This window comes from Pseudoalteromonas piscicida (genome assembly GCF_002744175.1).
In the GTDB taxonomy this organism is placed as follows: domain Bacteria; phylum Pseudomonadota; class Gammaproteobacteria; order Enterobacterales; family Alteromonadaceae; genus Pseudoalteromonas; species Pseudoalteromonas piscicida_B.
In genome coordinates, this window is record NZ_NKHF01000004.1 from 54,189 (window position 1) to 77,827 (window position 23,639).

Annotated in this window: 21 protein-coding genes and 1 tRNA gene; 1 reads left to right on the forward strand and 21 read right to left on the reverse strand. The window is 38.0% G+C overall.

Features of this window, described 5'->3' with window-relative positions; all coding sequences use genetic code 11:
• Positions 1 to 7: 7 nt before the first annotated feature.
• The 21 genes from CEX98_RS00970 to CEX98_RS01070 form a co-directional block, all read right to left on the reverse strand.
• The gene (locus CEX98_RS00970) at positions 8 to 442 is read right to left on the reverse strand and encodes a low molecular weight protein-tyrosine-phosphatase (RefSeq protein WP_099640296.1); all 435 of its coding nucleotides are present in this window, start codon (positions 440 to 442) and stop codon (positions 8 to 10) included.
• A gap of 8 nt (positions 443 to 450) precedes the next feature.
• Positions 451 to 1,566, reverse strand: a complete 1,116-nt coding sequence (locus CEX98_RS00975; protein WP_099640272.1) for a polysaccharide export protein — start codon at positions 1,564 to 1,566, stop codon at positions 451 to 453.
• Positions 1,567 to 2,104: 538 nt separating this feature from the next.
• Positions 2,105 to 2,581 (reverse strand): transcription/translation regulatory transformer protein RfaH, encoded by a 477-nt coding sequence (rfaH, locus tag CEX98_RS00980; RefSeq protein WP_099640273.1) that lies wholly within the window; start codon positions 2,579 to 2,581, stop codon positions 2,105 to 2,107.
• 291 nt (positions 2,582 to 2,872) lie between these two features.
• Positions 2,873 to 4,039 (reverse strand): nucleotide sugar dehydrogenase, encoded by a 1,167-nt coding sequence (locus CEX98_RS00985; protein ID WP_099640274.1) that lies wholly within the window; start codon positions 4,037 to 4,039, stop codon positions 2,873 to 2,875.
• Between the two features lie 625 nt (positions 4,040 to 4,664).
• On the reverse strand, positions 4,665 to 5,792 hold the full coding sequence (gene wecB, locus CEX98_RS00990; protein WP_099640275.1) for a non-hydrolyzing UDP-N-acetylglucosamine 2-epimerase: 1,128 nt from the start codon (positions 5,790 to 5,792) through the stop codon (positions 4,665 to 4,667).
• Positions 5,789 to 6,643 carry a dTDP-4-dehydrorhamnose reductase gene (gene rfbD / locus CEX98_RS00995; protein ID WP_099640276.1) on the reverse strand — a complete coding sequence of 285 codons (855 nt, stop codon included), beginning with the start codon at positions 6,641 to 6,643 and terminating at the stop codon, positions 5,789 to 5,791. The genes wecB and rfbD overlap by 4 nt, the downstream gene beginning before the upstream one ends.
• On the reverse strand, positions 6,644 to 7,708 hold the full coding sequence (gene rfbB, locus CEX98_RS01000) for a dTDP-glucose 4,6-dehydratase (RefSeq protein ID WP_099640277.1): 1,065 nt from the start codon (positions 7,706 to 7,708) through the stop codon (positions 6,644 to 6,646).
• Positions 7,709 to 7,720: 12 nt separating this feature from the next.
• The gene (rfbC, locus tag CEX98_RS01005; protein WP_099640278.1) at positions 7,721 to 8,266 is read right to left on the reverse strand and encodes a dTDP-4-dehydrorhamnose 3,5-epimerase; all 546 of its coding nucleotides are present in this window, start codon (positions 8,264 to 8,266) and stop codon (positions 7,721 to 7,723) included.
• The gene (rfbA, locus tag CEX98_RS01010) at positions 8,263 to 9,144 is read right to left on the reverse strand and encodes a glucose-1-phosphate thymidylyltransferase RfbA (protein ID WP_099640279.1); all 882 of its coding nucleotides are present in this window, start codon (positions 9,142 to 9,144) and stop codon (positions 8,263 to 8,265) included. Before rfbA ends, rfbC begins: the two co-directional genes overlap by 4 nt.
• On the reverse strand, positions 9,137 to 10,186 hold the full coding sequence (locus CEX98_RS01015; RefSeq protein WP_099640280.1) for a DUF1972 domain-containing protein: 1,050 nt from the start codon (positions 10,184 to 10,186) through the stop codon (positions 9,137 to 9,139). Before CEX98_RS01015 ends, rfbA begins: the two co-directional genes overlap by 8 nt.
• Positions 10,183 to 10,881 (reverse strand): acyltransferase, encoded by a 699-nt coding sequence (locus CEX98_RS23160; protein ID WP_099640281.1) that lies wholly within the window; start codon positions 10,879 to 10,881, stop codon positions 10,183 to 10,185. The genes CEX98_RS01015 and CEX98_RS23160 overlap by 4 nt, the downstream gene beginning before the upstream one ends.
• 6 nt (positions 10,882 to 10,887) lie before the next feature.
• Positions 10,888 to 12,054, reverse strand: a complete 1,167-nt coding sequence (locus tag CEX98_RS01025; RefSeq protein ID WP_099640282.1) for a glycosyltransferase — start codon at positions 12,052 to 12,054, stop codon at positions 10,888 to 10,890.
• A 2-nt stretch (positions 12,055 to 12,056) separates the two neighbouring features.
• Positions 12,057 to 13,172, reverse strand: coding sequence for an EpsG family protein (locus tag CEX98_RS01030; protein WP_099640283.1), 1,116 nt, complete (start codon positions 13,170 to 13,172; stop codon positions 12,057 to 12,059).
• The gene (locus CEX98_RS01035) at positions 13,169 to 14,368 is read right to left on the reverse strand and encodes a glycosyltransferase family 4 protein (protein ID WP_099640284.1); all 1,200 of its coding nucleotides are present in this window, start codon (positions 14,366 to 14,368) and stop codon (positions 13,169 to 13,171) included. The genes CEX98_RS01030 and CEX98_RS01035 overlap by 4 nt, the downstream gene beginning before the upstream one ends.
• 4 nt (positions 14,369 to 14,372) lie before the next feature.
• Positions 14,373 to 15,608, reverse strand: a complete 1,236-nt coding sequence (locus tag CEX98_RS01040; RefSeq protein WP_099640285.1) for an MATE family efflux transporter — start codon at positions 15,606 to 15,608, stop codon at positions 14,373 to 14,375.
• A 10-nt stretch (positions 15,609 to 15,618) separates the two neighbouring features.
• Positions 15,619 to 16,719 (reverse strand): CDP-glycerol glycerophosphotransferase family protein, encoded by a 1,101-nt coding sequence (locus CEX98_RS01045; protein ID WP_099640286.1) that lies wholly within the window; start codon positions 16,717 to 16,719, stop codon positions 15,619 to 15,621.
• A gap of 83 nt (positions 16,720 to 16,802) precedes the next feature.
• A complete protein-coding gene (gene wecA / locus CEX98_RS01050; RefSeq protein ID WP_242441585.1) occupies positions 16,803 to 17,873 on the reverse strand; it encodes a UDP-N-acetylglucosamine--undecaprenyl-phosphate N-acetylglucosaminephosphotransferase in 1,071 nt (356 codons plus the stop codon).
• Positions 17,866 to 18,783, reverse strand: coding sequence for a Wzz/FepE/Etk N-terminal domain-containing protein (locus tag CEX98_RS01055; protein WP_172439700.1), 918 nt, complete (start codon positions 18,781 to 18,783; stop codon positions 17,866 to 17,868). Before CEX98_RS01055 ends, wecA begins: the two co-directional genes overlap by 8 nt.
• A gap of 14 nt (positions 18,784 to 18,797) precedes the next feature.
• Positions 18,798 to 21,398, reverse strand: a complete 2,601-nt coding sequence (locus tag CEX98_RS01060; RefSeq protein WP_099640288.1) for a polysaccharide biosynthesis/export family protein — start codon at positions 21,396 to 21,398, stop codon at positions 18,798 to 18,800.
• 122 nt (positions 21,399 to 21,520) lie between these two features.
• The gene (locus CEX98_RS01065) at positions 21,521 to 22,312 is read right to left on the reverse strand and encodes a DUF481 domain-containing protein (RefSeq protein ID WP_099640289.1); all 792 of its coding nucleotides are present in this window, start codon (positions 22,310 to 22,312) and stop codon (positions 21,521 to 21,523) included.
• Positions 22,313 to 22,326: 14 nt separating this feature from the next.
• Positions 22,327 to 23,145, reverse strand: a complete 819-nt coding sequence (locus CEX98_RS01070; protein WP_099640290.1) for a mechanosensitive ion channel family protein — start codon at positions 23,143 to 23,145, stop codon at positions 22,327 to 22,329.
• A gap of 203 nt (positions 23,146 to 23,348) precedes the next feature.
• Here CEX98_RS01070 and CEX98_RS01075 point away from each other — a divergent pair.
• Positions 23,349 to 23,424, forward strand: a tRNA-His gene (locus CEX98_RS01075).
• Positions 23,425 to 23,639 lie beyond the last annotated feature (215 nt).

Sequence of the window (23,639 nt, forward strand, 5' to 3'; positions counted from 1 at the left end):
CAGTTCCTTATAAATACTTTTGCCAAGCGCTGCAGGCGCTGTCGATTAGCTCGTATACGTGCTCAAAGGCTTCACGCGATTGGCGGTACGGATCGGGAATTTCTTTATCACCAATCCATTTACCGAGCAAAAATGTTTTTCCACGAGCTTGCGGGTGGCGCGTGCATACATCGTCAAGGTGACGCTGCTCCATCACCAAGATTAAGCTGTTTTGAGCTACGATAGATTCGCTCAGCTGTCGGCCTTGGTGACCACTCATGTCAATATTTCTTGCTTGGGTAAGCTCTTGCGCTATTGAGTCTGCCGGCTTACCTTCCAATGCTGTTAAGCCTGCTGATGACACAGTTATATTTTGGTCTACGAGTTTGCTCTTTAATACATACTCTGCGGTGGGGCTGCGGCAAATATTACCAGCACATACCATTAATACACTATCAAACATCTTACTCACTACTGGTTTTCTATATCTTGAAGGGCATCAACGGTTGAAAGCGAAGGTAATAATAAACTAATAACCTTGTTCCAACGTGCCAATGGTGCACTGGTTACATAGACAATGTCTTGAGGCTCTAGCTTAAATTGTTCCGCAAGGACTAGCGAAGCAATATTTTTAGCATGCAATTGATAAACATCAGCAATGACACCATCGCGTTCTAGGTTACGTTTACGTAATACAAATACACCATTGGCATCTGCCGTACGCTCATTAAAGCCGCCCACTTCACTCAGAGCTTCCGCCAAACTTAAGCCATAGCGCTTTACATCAACTTTACCAGCTCTCACAACATCGCCTAAAACGTAAACATTACGCTTGTCGTTTCTGCTAACATGAATTATATCACCATTTTTTAATAACCGATTTTGCGAAATATCGCCTTCGGCATAGAAATCATCAAGATGAATAATCTCAGTTTTATTGTCTCGAGTGAAAGTTACAGTCTCCCAATCAGCCGATTCGGTTAGGCCGCCAGATTGATTTATTGCATCAATCAAAGTTATTGGTGACTCAGTAATCGGGTGAACTCCAGGTTTTTTCACTTCACCTGTAACATAAGCTTTCTGACTATTGAAACCAACTACTTTTACATCAATTTGCGGCTCTTCAATAACTCGGCTTAGTCTGTGTGATAGGGCGTCTCTTAATTCAGTTACGGTTTTTCCAGCTGCTGGTACTTTGGGAGCATAAGCAAAAGTCACAGTTCCATCAGCTTGTACACGAAATCCGTCAAATTCAGCTGTTCTTTGCACTGCTGCAGGAATGGTTAGTTCAGGGTGATCCCAAACACCAATCGTGATAACGTCGCCTACACCCAAGCGGTATTCATAACTTGAGGTGTCTATCCCAACTAATGCACTCCGATCTATAGAAGCCTCGTTACTAGTTTTCTGTTGTTGAACTAGTTTCGCATCTATCACTCTAGTGTTAACTTGTTCCAAATCTCGTTCTAGGTTGGCGGTCTGCTCAGCCGACTTTATTCCGTTGAAATGGCCCCCTGGGATCAGAGTACAGCCACTCATTGCTAATAAGACCGCAGAAGCAATGATAGTTTTACAGCGTAGCGCCATTGTATCTTCCTAAAATTTTATATGTTCTTTTTAAAAGCTTTTAACAAGCAATTTTTTGATGGCTAATTAAAGCATGGCGAGATGTTAATCGCAAGTGAGTACTTGATATTGCACCGACATTCTCACTCACAAATGAGTAACCTTTACAAGTAAAACATAGTCGTTGTTTTTTTACGTTTTAACTATAATCTCAAGTCCACATACCAACATGTAATTTCATTACGCTAGCCTGCGCAGTAAAAGCTGTCAGCAAATACACATCAATATATTTGTTCACTCCGCTTCAGACACGCTTCCGCCCTTAGGTTACAGCTCCCAAAAGCTATTCGTCCAAATTATCATCTATGGACTAAACTATCGGCATATCAACCTAACTGATAAAACAGACATTTGGTATAAAACTCATTGCCGTTCTTAAATAAACTCGAGACATTGAGACGCTTATATAGTTAAAAGAACATTAGCTAAGGTATGATCATTAGTTTTATGTGCGGTAGCCTTAACAGTAAGTAACATGCGTCTTGAATTGCCAGCCCCTTTATAACTTCATTATCGCACTATTTGCAATGGTGATTTCAATGCTTTGATTTAACAGTTTGATTAGTAACACACTTCTTTTTTCACCATCAGGTTCCTGATAGAGCGCTTGAATATTTTTATAACACCCGTCTTGCACTATCACGGCATCACCCATGTTTAATTCGCATACGCCGAACTCCTGTTTAGATTGCATCAACTGCGAGACTAGAGAGGCAGGAACCAGTTGCAGGTTAGCTCCATAGCGAACAAAATCAGAAATGCCCCTAGTGTTCTTAACTACAGAAAAAGCGGATAGCTCAGGATCTAAACTAACAAATAAATAACGGGGAAAGAGAGGCTGCGATAATACTTTTGATGATGTAGTTTTACTTTGATTGATAACTGGATAAAAGGCTTCAATACCTTGAGCAAGCAAGTTTGCTCTAGCACGACTTTCTTGTTTAGGCTTGCAATATACCAAATACCAGCACTCCATGTGCACTCATCCTTTAAAACTAACCAAAAATACGCCTATTATTATACTCAATTTATCAATTTCGTCTAGCACACCGTTGAAATCAAAAAATGTAAAAATCGTTCACTACATACAGTCACGAAGCCATCAAAAAACCCACAAAACATTGACTTTAAATGACTTTTAACAAAGATCGTTAAGTAAATAGTAAAAGCAACAATTACTTTTTGACTAAAATAGCTTTGCTAAAAATTAAGCCTCTTACGAAGATATTTCATACCTATTTGAGCGGAAGATCATAAATAAATCAGCTTAATCTCGCCCATAGATATCTCTTGTGTAGACTTTATCCCTCACATCTTCCAGCTCATAAACTATACGATTAGAGACAATAATATCCGATTCTGCTTTAAACTGGTTTAGATCATCATAGACCCTAAAATGTTGAAACTCAGACTGTTGTAGAACCGGCTCAAAAATAATGATTTCAACTCCTTCAGCTCGGATATACTTCATCACGTCCTGAATTGCTGAATCTCTGAAGTTGTCAGAGCCTGCTTTCATAATCAACCGATAAATCCCGACAGTTTTGGCACCGCGCTTTAGAATTGAATCAGCAATAAATGCTTTTCGCGTGCTGTTGGCATCTACTATAGCCTTTATCAAATTGTTGGGTATATTTTGGTAGTTAGCGAGTAACTGCTTGGTGTCTTTGGGCAAGCAATATCCACCATAACCAAAAGATGGATTATTGTAATGACTTCCTATGCGAGGGTCTAAGCCAACGCCTTCCACTATTTGCTTGGTGCTTAATTGATGTGCTTCTGCATAGGTGTCAAGTTCGTTAAAATAAGCAACCCGCATAGCCAAATATGTATTTGAGAATAGCTTTATAGCCTCAGCTTCCGTAGGATCAGTAGTTAATATATCAACACTTTTTTTCACTGCCCCTTGCTTTAGCAAAAAAGCAAATTCTTGTGCTCGCTCTGAGCGCTCACCAACAATGATCCGAGAGGGGTAAAGATTATCATAAAGTGCCTTGCCCTCGCGCAAAAACTCTGGGGAGAAAATAATGTTATTAGTTAAGAATTGATTTTTGACCTTTTCAGTAAAACCTACTGGCACAGTTGACTTAATAACCATTACAGCACAAGGGTTATACAACAAAACCTCGCTAATGACAGCTTCTACACTTTCGGTATTAAAAAAGTTAGTTTCAGGATCATAATCCGTCGGTGTTGCAATTATAACCCAGTCACTGTGAAGAAAAGCGGTGGCAGCATCAGATGTCGCGAAAAAGCTTGGCAGTCCCTCCTGTAAGGCCTGTGAGATCTGCGGGTCGTGAAAAGGACAGATGCCTGAGTTGATTTTATCTACTTTATCAGTTGATATATCAAGTAAGGCTACTTCGTTATGCTTTGCAAGTAAAACTGCGTTTGCCAGTCCAACGTAACCACCGCCAACCACTGTTATTTTCATCTTTGCTCCTAACTAAAAGCTAAATACAAGCACATATTATTTTTGCTTATCGTTAGAATATGAGAGAAAAGTGACAATTAAATGATTGGCTAACATTAATATTTTTAGCGACTTTACTTTTTGAAGATGTCTAGTCTTTACATTGCTTCCGCCTTAACAAAGACGGTATTGTTTTATGCTTACTACTTGCCCAACTTTTAGAGCGAGTAATCATACGCTAACTGTGTTAAAAACTTCTCATTTAGAACAGATTTTTGCTTTGCCGATATGGACGTGAGTAGCTTGGCAAAAGCAGAGCGCGATGTTCGCTCCCACACTTTCTGAATAGAATAAGGAGATAACTTAAGGTGATTTTAAAAACAATAAGTTAGTTTATTCCCTATCCAAAACTCAGGTGAAGTAAACTAATAGGCATAAAAGCTGAGCTTCATATCGCTAAAATGTAATATAAGTTTACTCAACTTAAAACTGTTATCGGGTCATTTGTAAACTATATCCCAGCAAAGTTATCGGGGTTCTATAAATCGAACCCCTATCATATTTGCCACTTCCGATTTAGCAACTTTTAGTAATTTATACGGCCCAGAAATGCTCTTGATAACCTTAAGCGCACCATTGGGGTAAACTATAAACACTGAGCTTGAGCTAGTACGTCACAAATCCGACTACATGCCTTACCATCACCATAGGGGTTATGAGCTTTGCTCATTATTTCATAAGCCTGACGATCTGTTAGCAGCTCTGTAATTGATGACGTTATTGCTTTTATATCTGTTCCAACTAATTTTACTGTTCCTGCAGCAACAGCCTCTGGGCGCTCAGTCGTGTCTCTCATCACTAAGACTGGTTTACCCAAGCTTGGGGCTTCCTCCTGAATCCCACCAGAATCAGTTAAAATTAGATGCGCTTTGTTCATTAAGAAAATGAAAGGAAGATATTGCTGCGGCTCTATTAAGTGTATATTACATACATCTTTAAGAATACGATTGACGGGCTCCTGAACATTTGGATTTAAATGCACAGGATAAACGATTTGCGAATCGGGATGCGCTTTAGCTGTTTCAGCCAAGGCTTTGCAGATTCTTTCAAATCCGCTGCCAAAGCTTTCCCGGCGATGCCCAGTTACCAAAATTAACTTCTTTTCATCACTCAAAAATGGAAATTGTTCAGCTAACTCAAGTGCTAAACTATTATCATCTTCGATTCGGTTTTTAACCAATAGCAACGCGTCAATCACCGTATTGCCTGTGACATATATTTCATTACTATCGACGTTTTCCGATAGCAGATTTTGTTTGGAAGTTTCAGTAGGTGCAAAGTGAAATTTAGTAAGCACTCCTGTTAATTTCCTATTTGCCTCCTCAGGCCACGGCGAGTAGATATTCCCAGTCCTTAACCCTGCTTCTACATGAGCCACTGATATTTGCTCATAGTATGCGGCCAAGCTCGCTGCAAAAGTTGTAGCTGTATCACCGTGAACTAGTACTACATCTGGTTGAAACTCTTTGAGAACAGGTGTCAACTCCAATAAAATGCGACTAGTCACCTCAGGCAATGTTTGACCAGCCTGCATTAAATCCAAGTCATAGTCGGGATTAATTTCAAAAAGCGCCAAGACTTGATCGAGCATTTCACGGTGCTGCGCTGTTACACAAACCCTAGCATTAAACCGAGAATCCATTTCAAGTGCTTTTACGAGCGGAGCCATTTTTATAGCTTCCGGGCGAGTTCCAAATACAGTCAATACTTTCATTTTGTTTTACTCAAGAGCATTTGGTACAGAGCCTCTGTCCAGTGTACCTTAGTGAATGTGTCGTTGTTACAGTTCATCAAACTGTAACTGGGTCGCTTAGCTGGAGTTGGATATTGCTCACTAGAGATAGGCTCAATGGGGATTTTATTTCCTAACAGTCCAAGCTCCACTGATTTTTTTTGTATTTCTACAGCAAAGTCATACCAGCTTGCCACTCCCAAATCTTGATAGTGATAGACTGGCTCTAGCGTATCTTGCTCAGCAAGTTTCCAAAGGTATTTGGCAAGTCCATTGGCAGAGGTTGGGCTCCCAACCTGATCCGCAACGACACTTAACTGTTCTCTTTCACTCATTAAACGAAGCATAGTTTTTACAAAGTTATTGCCATGACTAGAGTAAACCCAAGAAGTGCGAACAACACATGCATTGTCTGGGGAGTATTTCTTTATTGCCTCTTCTCCCGCCAATTTCGATGCTCCATAAACATTTATTGGGTTAGTTACATCGTCTACTCTATACGGTGTACTTTTTGTGCCATCAAACACAAAGTCAGTTGAAACATGAATTAATCTAATATTGTGCTGACAAGCAATTTTTGCTAACAACTCAACAGCGGTAGCGTTTATCAAATAGGCTGCTTCTTTGTCAGTTTCAGCCTTATCAACTGCTGTATAAGCAGATGCATTAATTATCACTTTGGGCTGATAGTGTAATACTGCTGCTTTGATATTTTCAGCACTAGTAATATCAATATCTGTACGGCCTAATGCAATAGCCTTAACCTGTTCTGGAGTAGTTCTTATCAGCTCCCATGCAACTTGGCCGTTCTTACCTATAATTAATACATCCATTTAGCTTCCACCTAATCTCTCTCGCTGATAAGAACCATCTTGGACATGGTCACACCATGCTTGGTTATTCAAATACCACTTAATTGTTTTGAGTATTCCTGTCTCAAATGTTTCTTTTGGCCGCCACCCGAGTTCCTGATAGATTTTGCTTGCATCAATAGCATATCGAACATCATGGCCTGGTCGATCTGTAACAAAGGAAATCAAATCTTTGAAATCTGTTAAACCACAAGGCTTATTCTCTATCAAATCATTTAAATGGTTGCAGATCGTTGTGACTACCTCAATATTTTGCTTTTCATTAAAGCCACCAATATTATATGTTTCTCCTAATTTCCCTTCAGTAACCACTTTATAAAGTGCACGAGCGTGATCTTCAACAAACAGCCAATCGCGTATTTGTTTACCATCTCCATAAATTGGTAACGGCTTACCTTCAAGCGCATTCAAAATGATAAGCGGAATTAATTTTTCTGGAAAATGGTATGGCCCATAATTGTTTGAACAATTAGTGAGAACAACCGGGAGTTGATAGGTACGATACCAAGCTCTAACGAGGTGATCTGAAGCGGCCTTTGATGCTGAATATGGTGAACTAGGCTGATATGATGTTTCTTCAGTAAAAAAGCCTTCTGGACCCAAGTCACCGTATACCTCATCAGTGGAAATATGGTGAAAACGAAACTCCCCCTTCTTACTTTCCGCAAGTGACGCGTAGTAACTGCGCACCGCTTCAAGTAACTCGTATGTACCTAACACATTCGTTTTAATAAACTCGCCAGGACCATCGATCGAACGATCTACATGGCTTTCTGCTGCTAAGTGCATAATGTAATCGGGTTGATATTGCTTTAGAGTTGCAGTGACACAAGCTCTGTCACAAATATCCCCCTTCACAAAATGATAACGCGTGTTATTTTCAACCGTGCTTAACGATTCTAAATTACCTGCATAAGTTAATTTATCATAGTTGACTACAGTATGAGCGGTTTCTTGAATTAAGAATCGAACCAGTGCCGAACCAATGAATCCAGCACCTCCAGTGATAAAAATTGTTTTACTCATTGCTTGTATCTCTTAAAGCTTAGGTGCATCCGCAAGCAACAGGCCCGCTTTGTCCTTTTCGGATAGTAAAGGCAACTGACTATCTTTTAGCGGCCATTTAATATTTAATGCCGGATCATTCCACAAAAGGCTTTTTTCAAATTGAGGTGCGTAGTAATCGGTACACTTATAGGCAAACTCAGCGGTTTCTGATGTTACATAAAAACCATGTGCAAACCCCTCTGGAACCCAAAGTTGACGCTTATTCTCAGCATTAAGCAAGACAGCTACATGCTGACCGAATGTCTCACTATCGGCTCTCATATCCACTGCAACATCATAAACCTCTCCATGTGTTACTCGAATTAACTTCCCCTGTGTACACTCAGTTTGGTAGTGAAGCCCTCTGAGTATTCCTTGCGATGAGCTACTATGGTTGTCTTGCACAAAAGAGACGTCAGCGACGCGTTCACGAAACCAATCTTCTCTGAAGGTCTCCATAAAAAAACCTCTCTCATCACCAAAAACTTTAGGCTCTAAGATGACCACATCAGGAATTGTTGTTTTAATTACTTTCACGAAAATACCCTTTGAGTAAGTAGACTAAGCAAATATTCCCCATACCCGCTTTTACGTAACGGCTCTGCTAAAGCTTTTAATTGTTCAGCATCAATATAGCCCATCCTATAAGCTACCTCTTCTGGACAATTTACTTTGAGACCTTGACGCTTTTCTATTGTTTCAATGAATTGTGCTGCTTGAAGTAAACTGTCATGTGTACCGGTATCCAACCAAGCTGTACCACGTCCCATTATCTCCACATTCAAGGATCCAGCTGTTAGGTACTGCTCAATCACATCTGTAATTTCTAACTCACCACGCGCGGAAGGTTGAACATTTTTTGCATATTCAATAACCTTACTATCAAAAAAGTATAGTCCGGGAACGGCATAATTAGACTTAGGTTGTTGAGGCTTTTCTTCAATAGAAATAACCTTTCCGCCAGCATCAAATTCTACAACACCATATGCGTTTGGATTCGCAACATGGTAACCAAAGACCGTGCCGCCATCAGGGCGCCTTGCCGCTGCTTGCAAAGATTTAACTAAGTCATGACCATAAAATAAATTGTCACCGAGAATAAGTGCAACATTCGAATCGCCAATAAACTCTTCGCCAAGTAAAAAAGCCTGAGCCAAGCCATCTGGAGAGGGTTGCGTAACATAATCGATAGATATTCCCCACTTATCCCCTTTGCCGAGCAATGCTTGAAAGTTAGCTTGTTCATCGGGAGTGGTAATAACTAAAATGTCCTTAATTCCTGCATTCATTAGCGTTGCTATAGGATAGTATATCATCGGCTTGTCGTAGACGGGCATCAGTTGCTTACTAACAACCTTAGTCAATGGATACAAGCGAGTGCCACTTCCACCTGCTAATACAATTCCCTTAGTCATCAAATAGAACCTCATATTGATTTTTGACCACTTTCCACGTGTATCTACGGTGGGCGATTTCCATTAGTGCCTCTCCACATTCACGAATTTCCTTTTTCTCGAACAGCTCAACAAGTTGTTTACTAGACGAAAAAAAGTCAGCCTGCTCTTCCGTTGTTGCTCGATTATAAACACAGTCAAAGCAAACAATTGGTAAGTTAAAAAACATCATCTCGACTAGTGACGGGTTGGTCCCTCCAGCTGAGTGGCCATGAATATATACACTTGCTGAACTCCTGTACTTGTATAATTCCTCAATATTATAAATCGGGTCAATAAGTTCAATATTGTTGAAATTACTATATTCCCTCTTTAAATTTAACCCATACTCACTATTATCCCAGTTACCTATAAACTTTATTTTTTTATTTGGCATTTTGCTAAAAGCATCTAAGATTACGTGGCAATTATTCTCAGGCTCTATTCTACATAACGCTAGAGCATAAGAGTTGTTATTTTCCTCTTTTAATTCTTCTTTTGAACACCCAAGAGCATGATCTCCACCATATGCGATAACGGTAGATTTCACCCCATACTCAGCCTCGACATATTCCGCAATTCCAGCATTATCAGCCACCACAGTATCGGAAAATCTCACAGCTAGGCGCTCTGACAGTTTCAGAAAAGCTTTCGCAGCCCAATTCCATTTATCACGCTTCCACTCCAATCCATCAATATTTGTAATTACCTTCCTCTTAGTAAATAGACGAACAAAAGGTAAAGCTAAAGCACCTGAAACCCCTAAAATTAAAAGATCATTCTTAGTTTTAAATACCGTATGGAATATAGATAATATGTCATATGGAATACTTGAAATACCATTAGCGCCAATATTCCAGTACTTTAGCGTCGCACCTTGATAGCTTTCAACTTGTTTGTCATAAGCTTTAGCTGAGCAATATACAAGTTGGAATTTTTCGGAAGGTAAAAGATTCTCAACCAAAGATTCAAATCCACCATAACACGCAGGCACACCAACAGTACCAATTATTGAAACTTTCATTTTCTACTCTTAATTACTTTACACGGGTTGCCCAAAGCGATGCTGTATTCCGGTATAGACTTTGTCACTATCGACCCAGCTCCTATCACCGTGCCCTTCCCTATCTTCACTCCGTCCAAGATACTAACACCGGCACCAATCCAAACATCTGACTCAATTATAATACCTTTCCTCGTTACTCCTTGCTTTCTAATCGGAATAGTAGAATCACCAAAGTTATGATTTTCAGCAAGTATATTAACATATGGGCCTATAATAACGTCGCATCCAATGACAACTCCACCTTGGGCATTAATAAAGTTATTATGTCCAAACCCAGTATTATCGCCAACTATTAGGCCTTCACCTATATCTGAAATAACACCTGTACATCTAAAAAAACAGTTATCAGGAATTGTTATATTACTACCTAGTCTTATTCCATTTTTACTCATTGCATCGAGCGTTACATTTTTACCAATTGTAACAACCCCATTAACCTCCAACTTTGAGCTAGCTAGAAGTGAGACACCACGAGAAATAAACCAAAACCCCGGCTTTCGTAGTAATAAAAGTTGTCTAAATACACCATTAAGCAGAGCAAAGAAGCGCCTAAACAAGATTTCAAGTAAAGCTATTAGTGATATATCTTCATCTAGCTTATAATCAGGATCCTTCTTTATCTTTCTTATCAAGAAATTAACAAAACCACGCATAAATAATTAGACTTCCGAAATTTTATTCAACATATAGTTAGATTTAAAAATCCACGTTAACTCTTGAGGTAACTTTCTAAGTTCATTGCGCTTACAGTTTTCGGCTTTAGAAACAGCATCAATGAATAGTGATTTCTCCACGATAAAAACGTCAACATCATTATTGTATATAGCAATTTCACCTATTGGAGTGGAAACAATAGGAAGTCCTGACGCAAAATATTCATAAAACTTTATTGGGTCTCCCCCATGTTGATTTTCGACTCGATAAGGAATTATACAGACATCAGCATTCACTATATACTCCGGCAGTTTATCATAATGAATATCACCTAAAAAATATACATTCTCAAGATCTGATAAACTTTCTTTTATATTCCCATCAAGTACTTTACCTAAAAACACCCAGTTAATATCCAGTTCAGATTCAGCACATTTTCTAACTAAGTCGACATCAAACATTGACTGCATCTTCCCGGCGTAAATGGCTATTTTTCCACCAATTTCTTTTAATAACTTAGGTTTATCGTATTCGCACTTAAACTTTGAAAAGTCCACACCATTTGGAAGAAACTCAACATTTGGTTTATCTTCACAGTTAAAATAGTTTATTGAGTCCTTAGAGTTAAAATATATATAGTCATAGCTTGATATTATTTCTTCATATTCAAACTCCAACCACTTTTTTAATGGTTGATAGCTGTCATGTTTGCAGAAATTATCCACACCATCAAAAATTCTTTTTTTTGGTTTTATTTTATCAACCAAATCTCTCGTTAGAGGTGAAGATTCATAACTAACAAAATCTATTACACCCAATATATCTAATGCTTTCTTGTACTCATTAACAGATCGAGAATATAACTCTGGTATAAACCTCTTACCTTTTACAACAGGTCCAACAACATCCTTTCTCTTAACATCAACGACAAAGACATTTTTAGAGACTTCAACAATTCTTAAATTCTTAACAGAATATATAACATCGCCTTTAGTATATAGCTCTTTCCTTCCAAGTAATTTTTCTAAAACGAGTGTGGGCCTATTAAATATCACCACCTTATCGACTTTATCGCTATGCGACCAAGAGCCATAGATGTGTGTATCTCGTGTTCGAAACCCTTCGCTTAATGCAACTTTATAATCATGAAATGGTACACATACAATATTCACTATCACCCCAAAGCGCTAGTTAAAGAAAAAGATGAAAAATTCTGACTTCCATACGTACTTAAAAAGCCTAAAAACACAATAGCATATAAATAACACTGCAGCTTTTTACTTCCTATTTCCTCAACGGTTTTAACTGAAAGAAAAATAGAGGCTATATAAGATATATACATAAACCTATAACCAAAATTAGTCCACCACACTAATAAAAATATGAATTGTAACAGCAATGTAATTGACGCTAACTCTTTTAAAGAAGACGTGTCCTTTCCGCTTAATAGGCTATATAAGTAGGGCCATAATAAAGCATAAGAAAGTAGCAAAAAATATAGCTTCATAAAGGGGGACAGCAACTGTTTTTCAATATATAAATACATATCAATTTTAGCCCCTAAAGAGTGGCCAGTACCGGGAATTGGTATCGGAAGTAGATCAGCAAATTTTAGCCCCACCCCTAAAGAAGTCCCAGCAAGCCCAATTAGTGATACAACGACACCAGCTAGCACTATATATTTTTGAGCTTTGTTCGTGGTTAAGAATTTTGGCAAAAAAACGACGACTATATATGAGATCATAGATTTATGCATCAATATAGAAGTTAACGTTATAGGCTTCACCCAACGATAGTGCAGGCTGACAACTACCATTAGCATTCCCAAGCTAAGCGCAACCCCTTGCCTTAAGCCATTTGTCATCAAATCAAAACCAGGAAGCAAAGCTATATACAGCATCACAGGTAGGATTGTATCTTTTATCTTTAATAAGTTTGACGATACGAATACAGCGATAAGCTGTATCAGTACAATCCCCCCTAAAAAAGCATGCCAATTACCAAGCTTTGCGAAAAAGTAGGTCAAATAAAAGAATCCGGGTTCAAAGCCTTTACCATTAAATGAAAGTAATTTCACTTCTTGAAAGTATCGATAATAAGCTAAGGTATCAACACCTGAATGAATACTTCTAAATCCGAAAAATAATAGCAAAACCAATGCTATACCAAGAAATATGGGAAGGTTTGCGCCTCGCTTTATTCGGTTGTATAAAAAAAGATGCAAACAACATAAAACAACTAATATTACCCCCAAAATATTACTGATAAAATTATCTGTAATATTAATCATCGTGCTAAAAACCTGTGTAAGTCATAAGCTAGATAATAAACATTTTTTAACTTATTAAAATAAGGTACCGCATAGTAATCTCTCAAATTGGCACATTCTAATGCCTTATCATCGATAGATATATTTTTACACTCTTCTATCAAGCAACCGAGGGCTAACGCGTTTTTTTCCCAGTCAAAATGCTCAAGAGCAAAATTACGAACAGAGTCCTTAACAAAGCTCATATCGTAATCAGCTATAAGATAAGACTCCATAGCATCGGTCAGAGAACGGATCGAAACCTTTGCAATTGGCCAATAGTAGCCATCAGCTCGTGCATAGCGCTTTTCAACGGCTACCTGTCGACAATATGGAGAGGAGAACTCATTCATAGGCGCTTCATCGGTAACTATCGTTGGCAACCCAACCGAAAGCGCTTCAGCGATCGTTAAACCGATCCCTTCTAGAAGCGAAGGATAAACATAAACATCACCTAAATGGTAAAGCCCGGGAGCAGGGACAGTTTTACTTTCAATGGTTAGTAAACCTGACGCAAGTTCTCTTTCAAGGGCGGATAACAAGTCGGAATAACGAGAATAAAGATCAACCTGCGAATGTATTATAACTTTGAAATCCTGCCTTTTCTGGGCTAGTTCAATAACAGCCTGTAACAGCCATTCCGTACCTTTCCTTTCAGGGCTCATACCTGCGCTGTGAAAAAAAGTTAATGTTTTATTTTCCATCAACTTATCTGGAGGCGAAAATAACTGGGTGTTAGTTCCCCATTGAACAAAACGACTCTGAGGTAGATGAGAAAACACAGAGTAATGGCGCTGAGTATTACACCAAATTTGATCATATAAACCAAAAGCGTCAATCGTATTTTCTTTATAATAGTCTACATAAGCAATAACTTTTACGCCTAATTTCTTAGCCCATATAACAGGCTGCCAGTAATGTTGCTCATTAAAAATAATAACATCAATATTATTGCTCTTTATCCACTTTTGAAATTCACTACGAACAATATCTGTGGGCATCGGGCTCCTTTGCCTTTTTGCCCAATATACATTTTTTGCATCCCAGTTTTTATCATACTCACTTCCACGAACATAAATAAATGTCTGATAACCGTAATTTTCAAGACTTTCCTTTATTTGACGACTTACATAAGCGGCGCCTCGTTCGAACCAAGTGGTAACTATGCCTACATTCATATTTTTACCAAAACCTTAAAATGTTAATACTCAGCTTGTGTCGCAAATAACTGAAGCTTAGAATCTGACTGATAAAAGTAGCTGAAAATGAAGCTATGACAGCACCATAAATTCCTAAAAACGGCACTCCGATAACCCCGATTAGTGTGCCAAAAAAAGAAGATAGTAAGACTTGGTTCCGAATTCTCTTTTCACCCCCCGTCATTACAATCAAATAAGTAGAGGGTCCACATAAGACTACAAATAACTGTTGAAAAATTAATAATTGTAGAATTAAAGCGTAATCAGGAAACTCTGAACCAAAAAAAGAAAGAATATACTTTGGAAAAACCAAGCAAAAAACAATTAAAGGAAGCACACCTAAAAGCATCAGTTTTTTTGCTTTTTCAAATTCATTTTTTAGCTTGCTAATATCATTACTCTCATAAAATATAGCAAAATTAGGAGCTACTATTCGGTTGACAGAAAAAGTAATGAAACTCAATAAAGAAGCTACCTTTATACAGACTGCAAAAATTGCGACCTCTTTATCTAACTTATAAAATCCGAGAAGCATTTGCCCTATCACTGTATTAAACTGTTGTACCAACTGATAAACAAGTAGAGAACTTCCAGCTAAAATTAAAGTTTTTGCTGAATACTCAAAACAAAAAACAAAATTACACTTTATTAGCCAAATCACGTAAGAGATTATAAAGATGGCAATATTAATAATAAGAAAAAGCATAGAAAAGCTTTCTAAAGTTAAGTGAACTAGGTTGAGTGATACAGCTGCTATAAGAGCTATAGGTTGGATCAATGCAACTGCAATCATCGACGAATACAATCCATTGCTTCCTTGAATTGCATGAGATAATAGCGCTATGATTGTTAAAAATGGTAAAGATACCAGAAAGAAGATTTGATATTTGGATATATGTTCATTATAAAGAAATAAAGCTAAGTATAGGAATGCTACGATAATTGCTGATGCCAAAAAAATAAGAAAGACACTTTTATGTACTAAAGCAGATATCTTATAAAAATCCTTTTTCCCATATAGTATAGACACTTCTTTTAAGGAAATATTATTCAGTCCTAAACTTGCGCCACTTGATAAAACAGTAATAGTAGATATCCAAAATAGATAAGTACCAGCATCTGACGCCCCTAAGTTTGAAGTAATCGTTTTTATCCAAAAAAAGCTAAGAGCTGCCCCTAAAACCTTTATAAACAAAACTAAAGCACTTTTTACCAACATATTGATCAGCTTAATTTAAATCGAAGTACTCTAGAATTTTTTCACTAGAGTTTTCTAAAGAGTTAAGAGTTATTAGTTTCGGGTATTCAACTTTTTCGAGAGTTTGGTTCCAATTCAAATTATCAGCATTAGAATACTGAGGCACCCCCATAAATAAGCCCCTAAAGTCAAAGTAAAAACCACCTCGCTCTTTAAAATATTCAACTTTATCAGGCGCATAGATAACAATTGGCCTTTTTGTCAGCGCAAAATCAAATACAATACTGGAATAATCAGAGATCAGTACATCGACCGATAATAACTCATCTTGAACATCATCAATGTTGCTTAAACTGACACGCTCAGACATATTAAGCTCTTTTGCTAAGTGCAAATTATTTGGATGTAGCCGAAGAATAAGTTTTGCATTTTCAGGAGCTCTTTCTAGGAATGAGTCAACTAAGCTAGAATATATTTCCTTTGCTTTCTCGTCATTTTCTCTAAATGTTGGAGCATATAGAAAAATAGAAGCCTTATTACCTTCTTTTTCAGCTAGCTTTATATCTATATTGAGAAAAATATCATTTCTTGGCTGCCCCAAGTTTAAGATCCTATCAGGTGGTAGTTGCATACAGCTTTGCATATGAGACTTTGAGTCATCATTTGCAACTATGACAAAGTCGTTAACAAGATAGGGGTTATCAGGAAGTCTAGATAAAAATCCGGTTAGATCACTGCTAGAATCATAACCCATCTTCTTCAATGCAACCCCGTGCCATAAGTTCACGACTTTCCCAGTTTTACATAGAAAGCTTCCAGCATCATAAAAAGAATGACTAACAAAAACTAAATTAGCCCTTGAAATATAAAATTGGCTCTTTATAAACTGCTTCTTGTATATTAATTTTAAGTTGGGGTAGCGCTTTTTTAGCAGTAGCAACTCTCCAATACCTTTATCTCCAATTTGGACCCAAACACACTCTCTTCCCAACTCAAGACAGTGCTTCATCAAATATTTTGGGTTATCTAGAAACCCATGCTTTGAATAAAAAACAAAGCAATTTTTCGAGAACGTTATACTAATAAACCTAGCATACAACTCAAAAAATAGGGAAAGAAAGCTTTTAATCATATTTATTTATAAACTTACTAAAAATAAAGCCCCATAAAGGGGCAATGAATAATAATTAATATCTAGAATTTACTCTATTGCCTTTAAACTACATTATTAAGCTTTCTAAAGACTTTCACTACTCGCCAAGCATGTTGTATTAAGTAGTTATATAAATAGAACAAAAATAGAAAAATAAAGAACATTATAAAATCAGGGACTAGGTATATTTCCATCAGCAAACCTGCCACCAGAATCACTTGAGATATTAAAATTATAGATAATAGTGCCTGCTTAGAAGAGCATCCTGCCCTCATAAATATATGATGTATATGATTTCTATCTGGGTGAAAAGGAGACTTTCCCTTTTTAGCTCTGCGATACATGATAGCGACCATATCCATTAAAGGTAGTGCAACAATATAGAGTGCGAAAACAGGCCTAAATGTACTGCCGTGCTCAAATGAATAACCACTTGTACCTGCAATTAACATCCAGACTATAAAGAGGCCAATAAACATTGAACCCGCATCACCCATAAATACTTTTCTTTTAAAGAACTTAGACCCACCCAAATTAGCAACCATAAAAGGTACTAGTGTCACTATAATAACTGCTGATAAATTAAACAAGGCGGCGTTATCTCTAAGGTAACTAATAGCAAGAATACCCGTGAAAGATACTATTGATAGCCCTCCCAACAGCCCATCAATGCCGTCAATCATATTAAAAGCGTTGATTGCTCCAAGAATAGCTATAAAAGTCACAAGATAACCAAAGCTACCTAAATATAGCTCCCCAAACCCAAAAATATCACCCAGAGATACCAGATATAAGTCTAATCCAAAGACGATGATAGAAGCCGAGAGTACTTGACCAATTAGCCTTGCCCTAACCGATAATTGATACTTATCATCAAGTACGCCAATAAAAACCATAAATGACATGGATATTAGGACGAGAATAACTTGCGTATTTAAGTAATCAAAGAGCAGCAAGGTCCATGAAAAAGATATAAATATAGATATCCCACCTATTAAAGGAACTCGTCCATTATGCTGCTTTCTTTCGCAAGGCGTATCAAGTAAACCTAGCTTTGGAGCTAAAGTACTAAATAGCTTAACACAAGTAAAAGATAGCAAAGCCGAAATAGCGAGCATTGAGGTACTAAGCATTATCCGAATCCCTAAATATCATCCGGAGAATTTGTATCAAGCTGAAAAAAAGTAGCGAACTTAGTACAGCTATTATACAAATAACACCTCTTTTAGGTGCAAACTTCTTTTCAGGTACGATCGCTGGATCTAAAGTTTTGAACACATAGTCATCTCTTACTTCAGCTAACATTTTTTGCTTTGTATACTTTGTCGCTAATTCATAAAGAGCCAATGTCATCTCATTTCTATTTTCATGCTCAATAGCGTCAGAAAGATACTCCAACTGCACTTCTGCATCCGCTATAGCTCTTTTTCTCATGAGTTCATTTAATTCGAAAATAAAATTCTTTAAGATTTCCTGTGCAACATACGGAGAGTAATGTCGAATTGAAAAGCGATATGTACCAGCTTCTTTGTCACTTTCAAAACCAAAATGATCGATTAAAAACGCTTCATGTATTTCCTGCTTGGTCATACGTTCATCGTCAGACCAGGCTTTGCTCTCTGTGCTGTACACTTCCCGGTCAAAAATCAAGCTGTTCGTTTCTCGATTCCAACCTGTAGTTGCAAATAGAACCGCTTCAAGTTCATATTTTTCTATAAAGTAGTGAATAAACTTTCGACTTTTCATCACTTCTATCGCGATACTAACCGATTCACTTTCACCAGAATCCAAGTCGAGTCCAGCTAACGAGGCTAAGCCACCTAAATTGCTCCCCAACCCGCCAGAAAGAGTAGAATCAGTCTGGCTATTTGGTATTAAAAGAGCATCCGACCTATATATGTTCGGCAGCATCAACACAATTATTACTGATAAAACCGCAATCAAAAAAGTCGGAGTTAAAATCCACATTTTCTGAGCGAGAAGATAACGAGCGATAGCTAAATTTGAAATCTCTGCGCTGTTATTGATAGTTTTAGTCGTCATATTAATAGCCACCTTTATATTCTTGCTATCGCGGCTACGCCAACACCCAGCTGATAGAATATCTGCGTTGCAGTACTCCATAGTGTTAAGTTATCCATATGAGAAGCATCCATAGGCACTACTATAGTGTCACCAGGTTCCAGTATATTGTTGCTTGCAACAGCAAACCAACTTGAAGACTTGGGTAAGAAAACAGCCCCATTTGCTTTAATCACATATATTTGATCTTCTTTAGCTCTATCTTTTAAGCCCCCGCTCAACTCGATATATTCATCAACTGTTACACCCGATTTATAAAGGTGCGAAGAAGCATAGTTTACTTCACCAATAATTGATATCGAGTCTTGCTTTCCAGGAATATACAAAGAATCACCATCCTGTAATACAACATTTTCGTCTTCATTGAGAACGCTGGGTAGATCTATAACTAGACGGCCGAGCGCCTTAACATTGACTAAATCGTTTAGAAGCTTATTCATATCTTCATAACCAATTGAGGTGTTTTGCCCTATCGATTTTTGGAAACTCCTAGAAGCTATATCTTTACGTAGCTCGTCAGATAATTTCTGAAGTTGCCTTTGTTCCTGCTTTTTTATAGATTCGCGGGTAAAGATAGCGGCTTTTGCTTCAGCAAACTCGGATAGCCCACCGGCTCTACTGATCACATCCTTTAAAGTTTCACCTCGACTTATAGTGTAAGTACCTGGAAACCTTACTTCCCCTTCTAAATGAACCTTGTGATTTTCTTGCCAGTTTGGTCTCATCAATATATTCAATGTATCTTCATTTTGAATACGAGTAGTCAATGCACTTGGCTCACTGAGGCGTAATTGTATGTGTTCAAAAAACCTACTATTCACGTCTTTTAATCTTGTTATTTCAGCTAATTCACTATTTGCCGACTCGAGCACACCGCCAGCAGCGGCAAGCGCTTTAGCTATCGTTATATTTTTTGCAAGTGGATAGACTCCAGGAAAGCGGACTTGTCCTTGAATTTCATAAGTCATCGCTTTGCCATGCAGACTTAGTTGATATTCTAGGCGTTTCAATAGAGGCTTTAAGAGGCTTGAACGACTGAATAATGCCTTTTCTTGTATTTCTTTTTCAGTACCATCCTCAGTATCACTTTCAATTTTTTGCGCCCCCACTTTTTCTCGAAAGTTTCGATATTCAAATAGATGCCAAAGTTTAACTTTTTCTTGTTGAAGCTTTTGCTCTTTTGTCAGTGCTAAGTTTTCTAATGCTAGTTCTTCCGCTTCTTGTGATTCAAAGCGACTGAAAATATATACCTCATCGCCTTTACTAAGCTTTATATTTTTATCTTTCAACGCTTCTCTTGGCGAAAACTGAAGCACTTCAGCTTGGTCTAATAGTGACTTCTCTCTTACTATCAAACCAAAGTTATAATCAGCTTGAGGAAGGAGATCCGTTTTTAAGTTATCAATTAATTGATCAAGCGTTAGGTCTTGATGCCATTGATAAGTTCCAGGGCGGGTAAATGCACCAATTAGCGTGACAGAATCCATCACCTCATCACTGACAGTTTGGACAAAGTACTGATCCCCACCTTTTGGTGTAAAAGCAACGTTTTCGTCAGAAAAGTTGGCTGAAATAGCCACACTTTTACTACCATTTATAATACGTTGAACGTGTACTCGCTTTGTAAATGCATTACCTTTAAAACCACCAAACATTTTTATTAGTTTATCTTTGTCATCAGTTGGGAGCAGTTCAAAAATGCCTTCGCGCTTAACTGCACCTTTCACTTGTATTTGTGGTCCTACTGAAGGGATGAATATCACATCCCCTTCTCTTAAGCTAATATCATCACGGCTGTCACCATCTAGTAGTAAATCATACAAATCTAGCGTTGATACCGTTTTTCCAGCACGCTTAACCTGAATATTACGCAAGCTGGCTAATTCTTTTAGTCCACCACTTGCAAACAAAGCGTGAGTGACTTTAGATAGAGGCGAAATGGTGTAGCTTCCAGGTTGATATGCTTCACCAACAACCATTATTTGTAGCGTTCTAAGCTGAGCCATCGAAATATAGACGTTCAACCCTATCGCTTCTTCAGCGATCTTATTCTCAATTAATGATTTGAGCTCGCTATAAGAAAGGCCAGCAACATACACGGGTGCAAACTCAGGTATGATTAAACGACCTTCATTATCGACAGTCAAAATATACGATGCGCTAGCCTTACCATATAAATTAACAGAAATAGTATCTCCAGTGCCTATGATGTAGTTATTTGGTACTGTTGTGCTTACAGGAGTAATAAAATCACTTGGTTCCACTGAAAATAAGTCGTATCCAAACGGCTTTAATTCACCTTTTCTGGGATCTAGCTTGCTTTTTGCTGTTTCCTTTTTGACACGTTTGACTGGCTTTCTCTCTATTTCTTGAGGAACAGTAACGCTTTGACTTTTATTTGTAATATTATTAAGAGATGATAGATCTACACCATATTGTTTTGCTAATGCTTCCTGCTGAGCTCTAGGCAATTTCTGAAACTGTGCAATTTGCTCAGGTGTAGGGTTAAATGCCTCCACGCTAAAAGCGAATGAGCTCAACATTAATATTACAAATAGAAATCTTCTAAAATACATAAACAAGCAAACTTCCAGTAGGTACAGCCAAAAAGATTGCGTATTATACACAAATAAACTGAAATGGAAAAAGGGACTTGATGTCCCTTTTTGTTTTCATTTGTAACCAGCTTGTTTTTATTTTAGAAACTGTAAACCAAAGTCAATGATGTTTCGGTATCCGTGTTCTCTTTATCATCAGCCACGTCTGAGTTATGGATGATGTTATAGGCTACTTTCATCTGTAAAGAGCCGTTGATTTTGGTTAGCAGTGCCGTTTCAGAGGTTGTTTTGGTGTTGGTGTCACCATATTCAACGGCAATCAACTGTGTAAAACGTGCGTTATCTGAAATTTGCCATTGGTAGTCTAATTTACCCACACCAATAAACTCACTTTCAGAAGTACCAGCGAGTAATTCACCATCATCGTCAAGTTCAGTGCTATCATCTTGGTGCTCAAAGCGCTTCACACCAGGACCAATTTCAGCGTTAAGATACATGTCATCGTTTTCGAACAAACGCTGACCATAACCCACTGATACCACGGCTTCACTGCGGTATGCACCAAAGTAATCTGAAACATACGAGCCAAATACAAACAAGTGACTGTGATCTTCGTTTAGTTTGTAGTTTCCTTGCACTGAAGCAGAGTATTTTTCGTTAGTACGAGACGTTACATCTTCACCAGCATCGTTCTCGCGAGTATCTTCTTTATAGAAACCATCTAACTTATACTCGTTGTGCCAATTAGTTAGGTTATGTTTTGCTTTGATACCACCCTTTAACGTTGTGGTTTCGGTGTTACCGCTTGTGATGATAGCACCAACTTCGCTGGTTACATCCCACACTTTCTGTGGTTTCTTGGCTTTGCCTTGTGCAGCAGCAGTTGCGCTTACAGCCATAAGAATACTACAGGTTAAAACCTTTACTTTCATTTCTAACTAACCTTTTACTGATCTTTGTGTAGATGAATATCCATTTGCGGGAATGGAATTGTGATATTCGCTTCGTCTAGCGCAATCTTAATATTTTCCACTAAAGTGAAATATGTTGGCCAGTACTCTTCTGTTTTAACCCAAGGTCTAACAACAAAGTTTACGCTCGAGTCAGCCAGTTCAAGTACTGCGACATTATACGCTGGCTCTTTAAGAATTCTTGGTTCATTATCTAATACTGACTTTAATACCGCTTTTGCTTCTCGTAAGTCAGCGTCGTAACCAACCCCAATAACTAAGTCGATGCGACGTGTTTTTTCTCGTGAATAGTTCACGATAGCACCAGACATAATCGATGAGTTTGGCATCACGATAACTTTATTATCTGGGGTGCGTAATTCTGTTGAAAAGATTTCTATCTTTTGGACACTACCAGCTTTGCCGCCGGCTTCAATGTAATCACCAGATTTAAACGGACGTAACATGATAATAAGTACGCCAGAGGCAAAGTTAGAGAGTGAGCCTTGTAATGCTAAGCCGACTGCTAAACCTGCAGCACCCAAAATCGCAATGAATGAGGTGGTTTCGATACCAACCTGGGAAAGTGCCATCAGTAATGTTGCGGCAAAAACGATAGCATACGCAATGTTAGCCACAAATGAGCCCACGGCTTTGTCTACGTTACGTTTACCAAAGGCTTTTACTGTTAGTTTGGCGCTGAGCTTGGCAAGCTTTAAGCCAACAAAGAATATAATTAAAGCAATGATACCTTGCAGCCCATAGTGCAAGATTAAGTCTGAGTTTTCGTTAACCCAATTCCAAATAGCTTCCATACTCGTCCCCCTTTTTTGTTCTCTAGCAGTTATTTATCATTAGATCGGCTGGATCATACATAGAATATATGAATATTTGCTGTATGCGGAATTTTTCTCCAAAAAAATATTTTTCCTAAACTTTTTTAAGATTTCGCTTTGCATTTCTAAAAAACTTATGTATTATGCGCGCCACACCAAACGAGGTGTTCAAGTCTTTTGTGGCGGCTGTAGCTCAGTTGGTAGAGCCCTGGATTGTGATTCCGGTTGTCGTGGGTTCAAGTCCCATCAGTCGCCCCACTTCTCTCTTTTTATAAATTTCAATGTCTAGTTTTCTGTAACTTCTTTTTTGTAATTTTTCTTACCCTCTGAATTTCTATTGTGACAGTTCTGCATTATAGTATGCCGTGGTGGTGATATGGAATTACTTGCTGTGGTTTGGTATTGCCGAAAGATCCCGGCATAAAGCCGGTCCTACATGCAAAGAAGCGGCATTGTTGCTTGATTTGGTATTG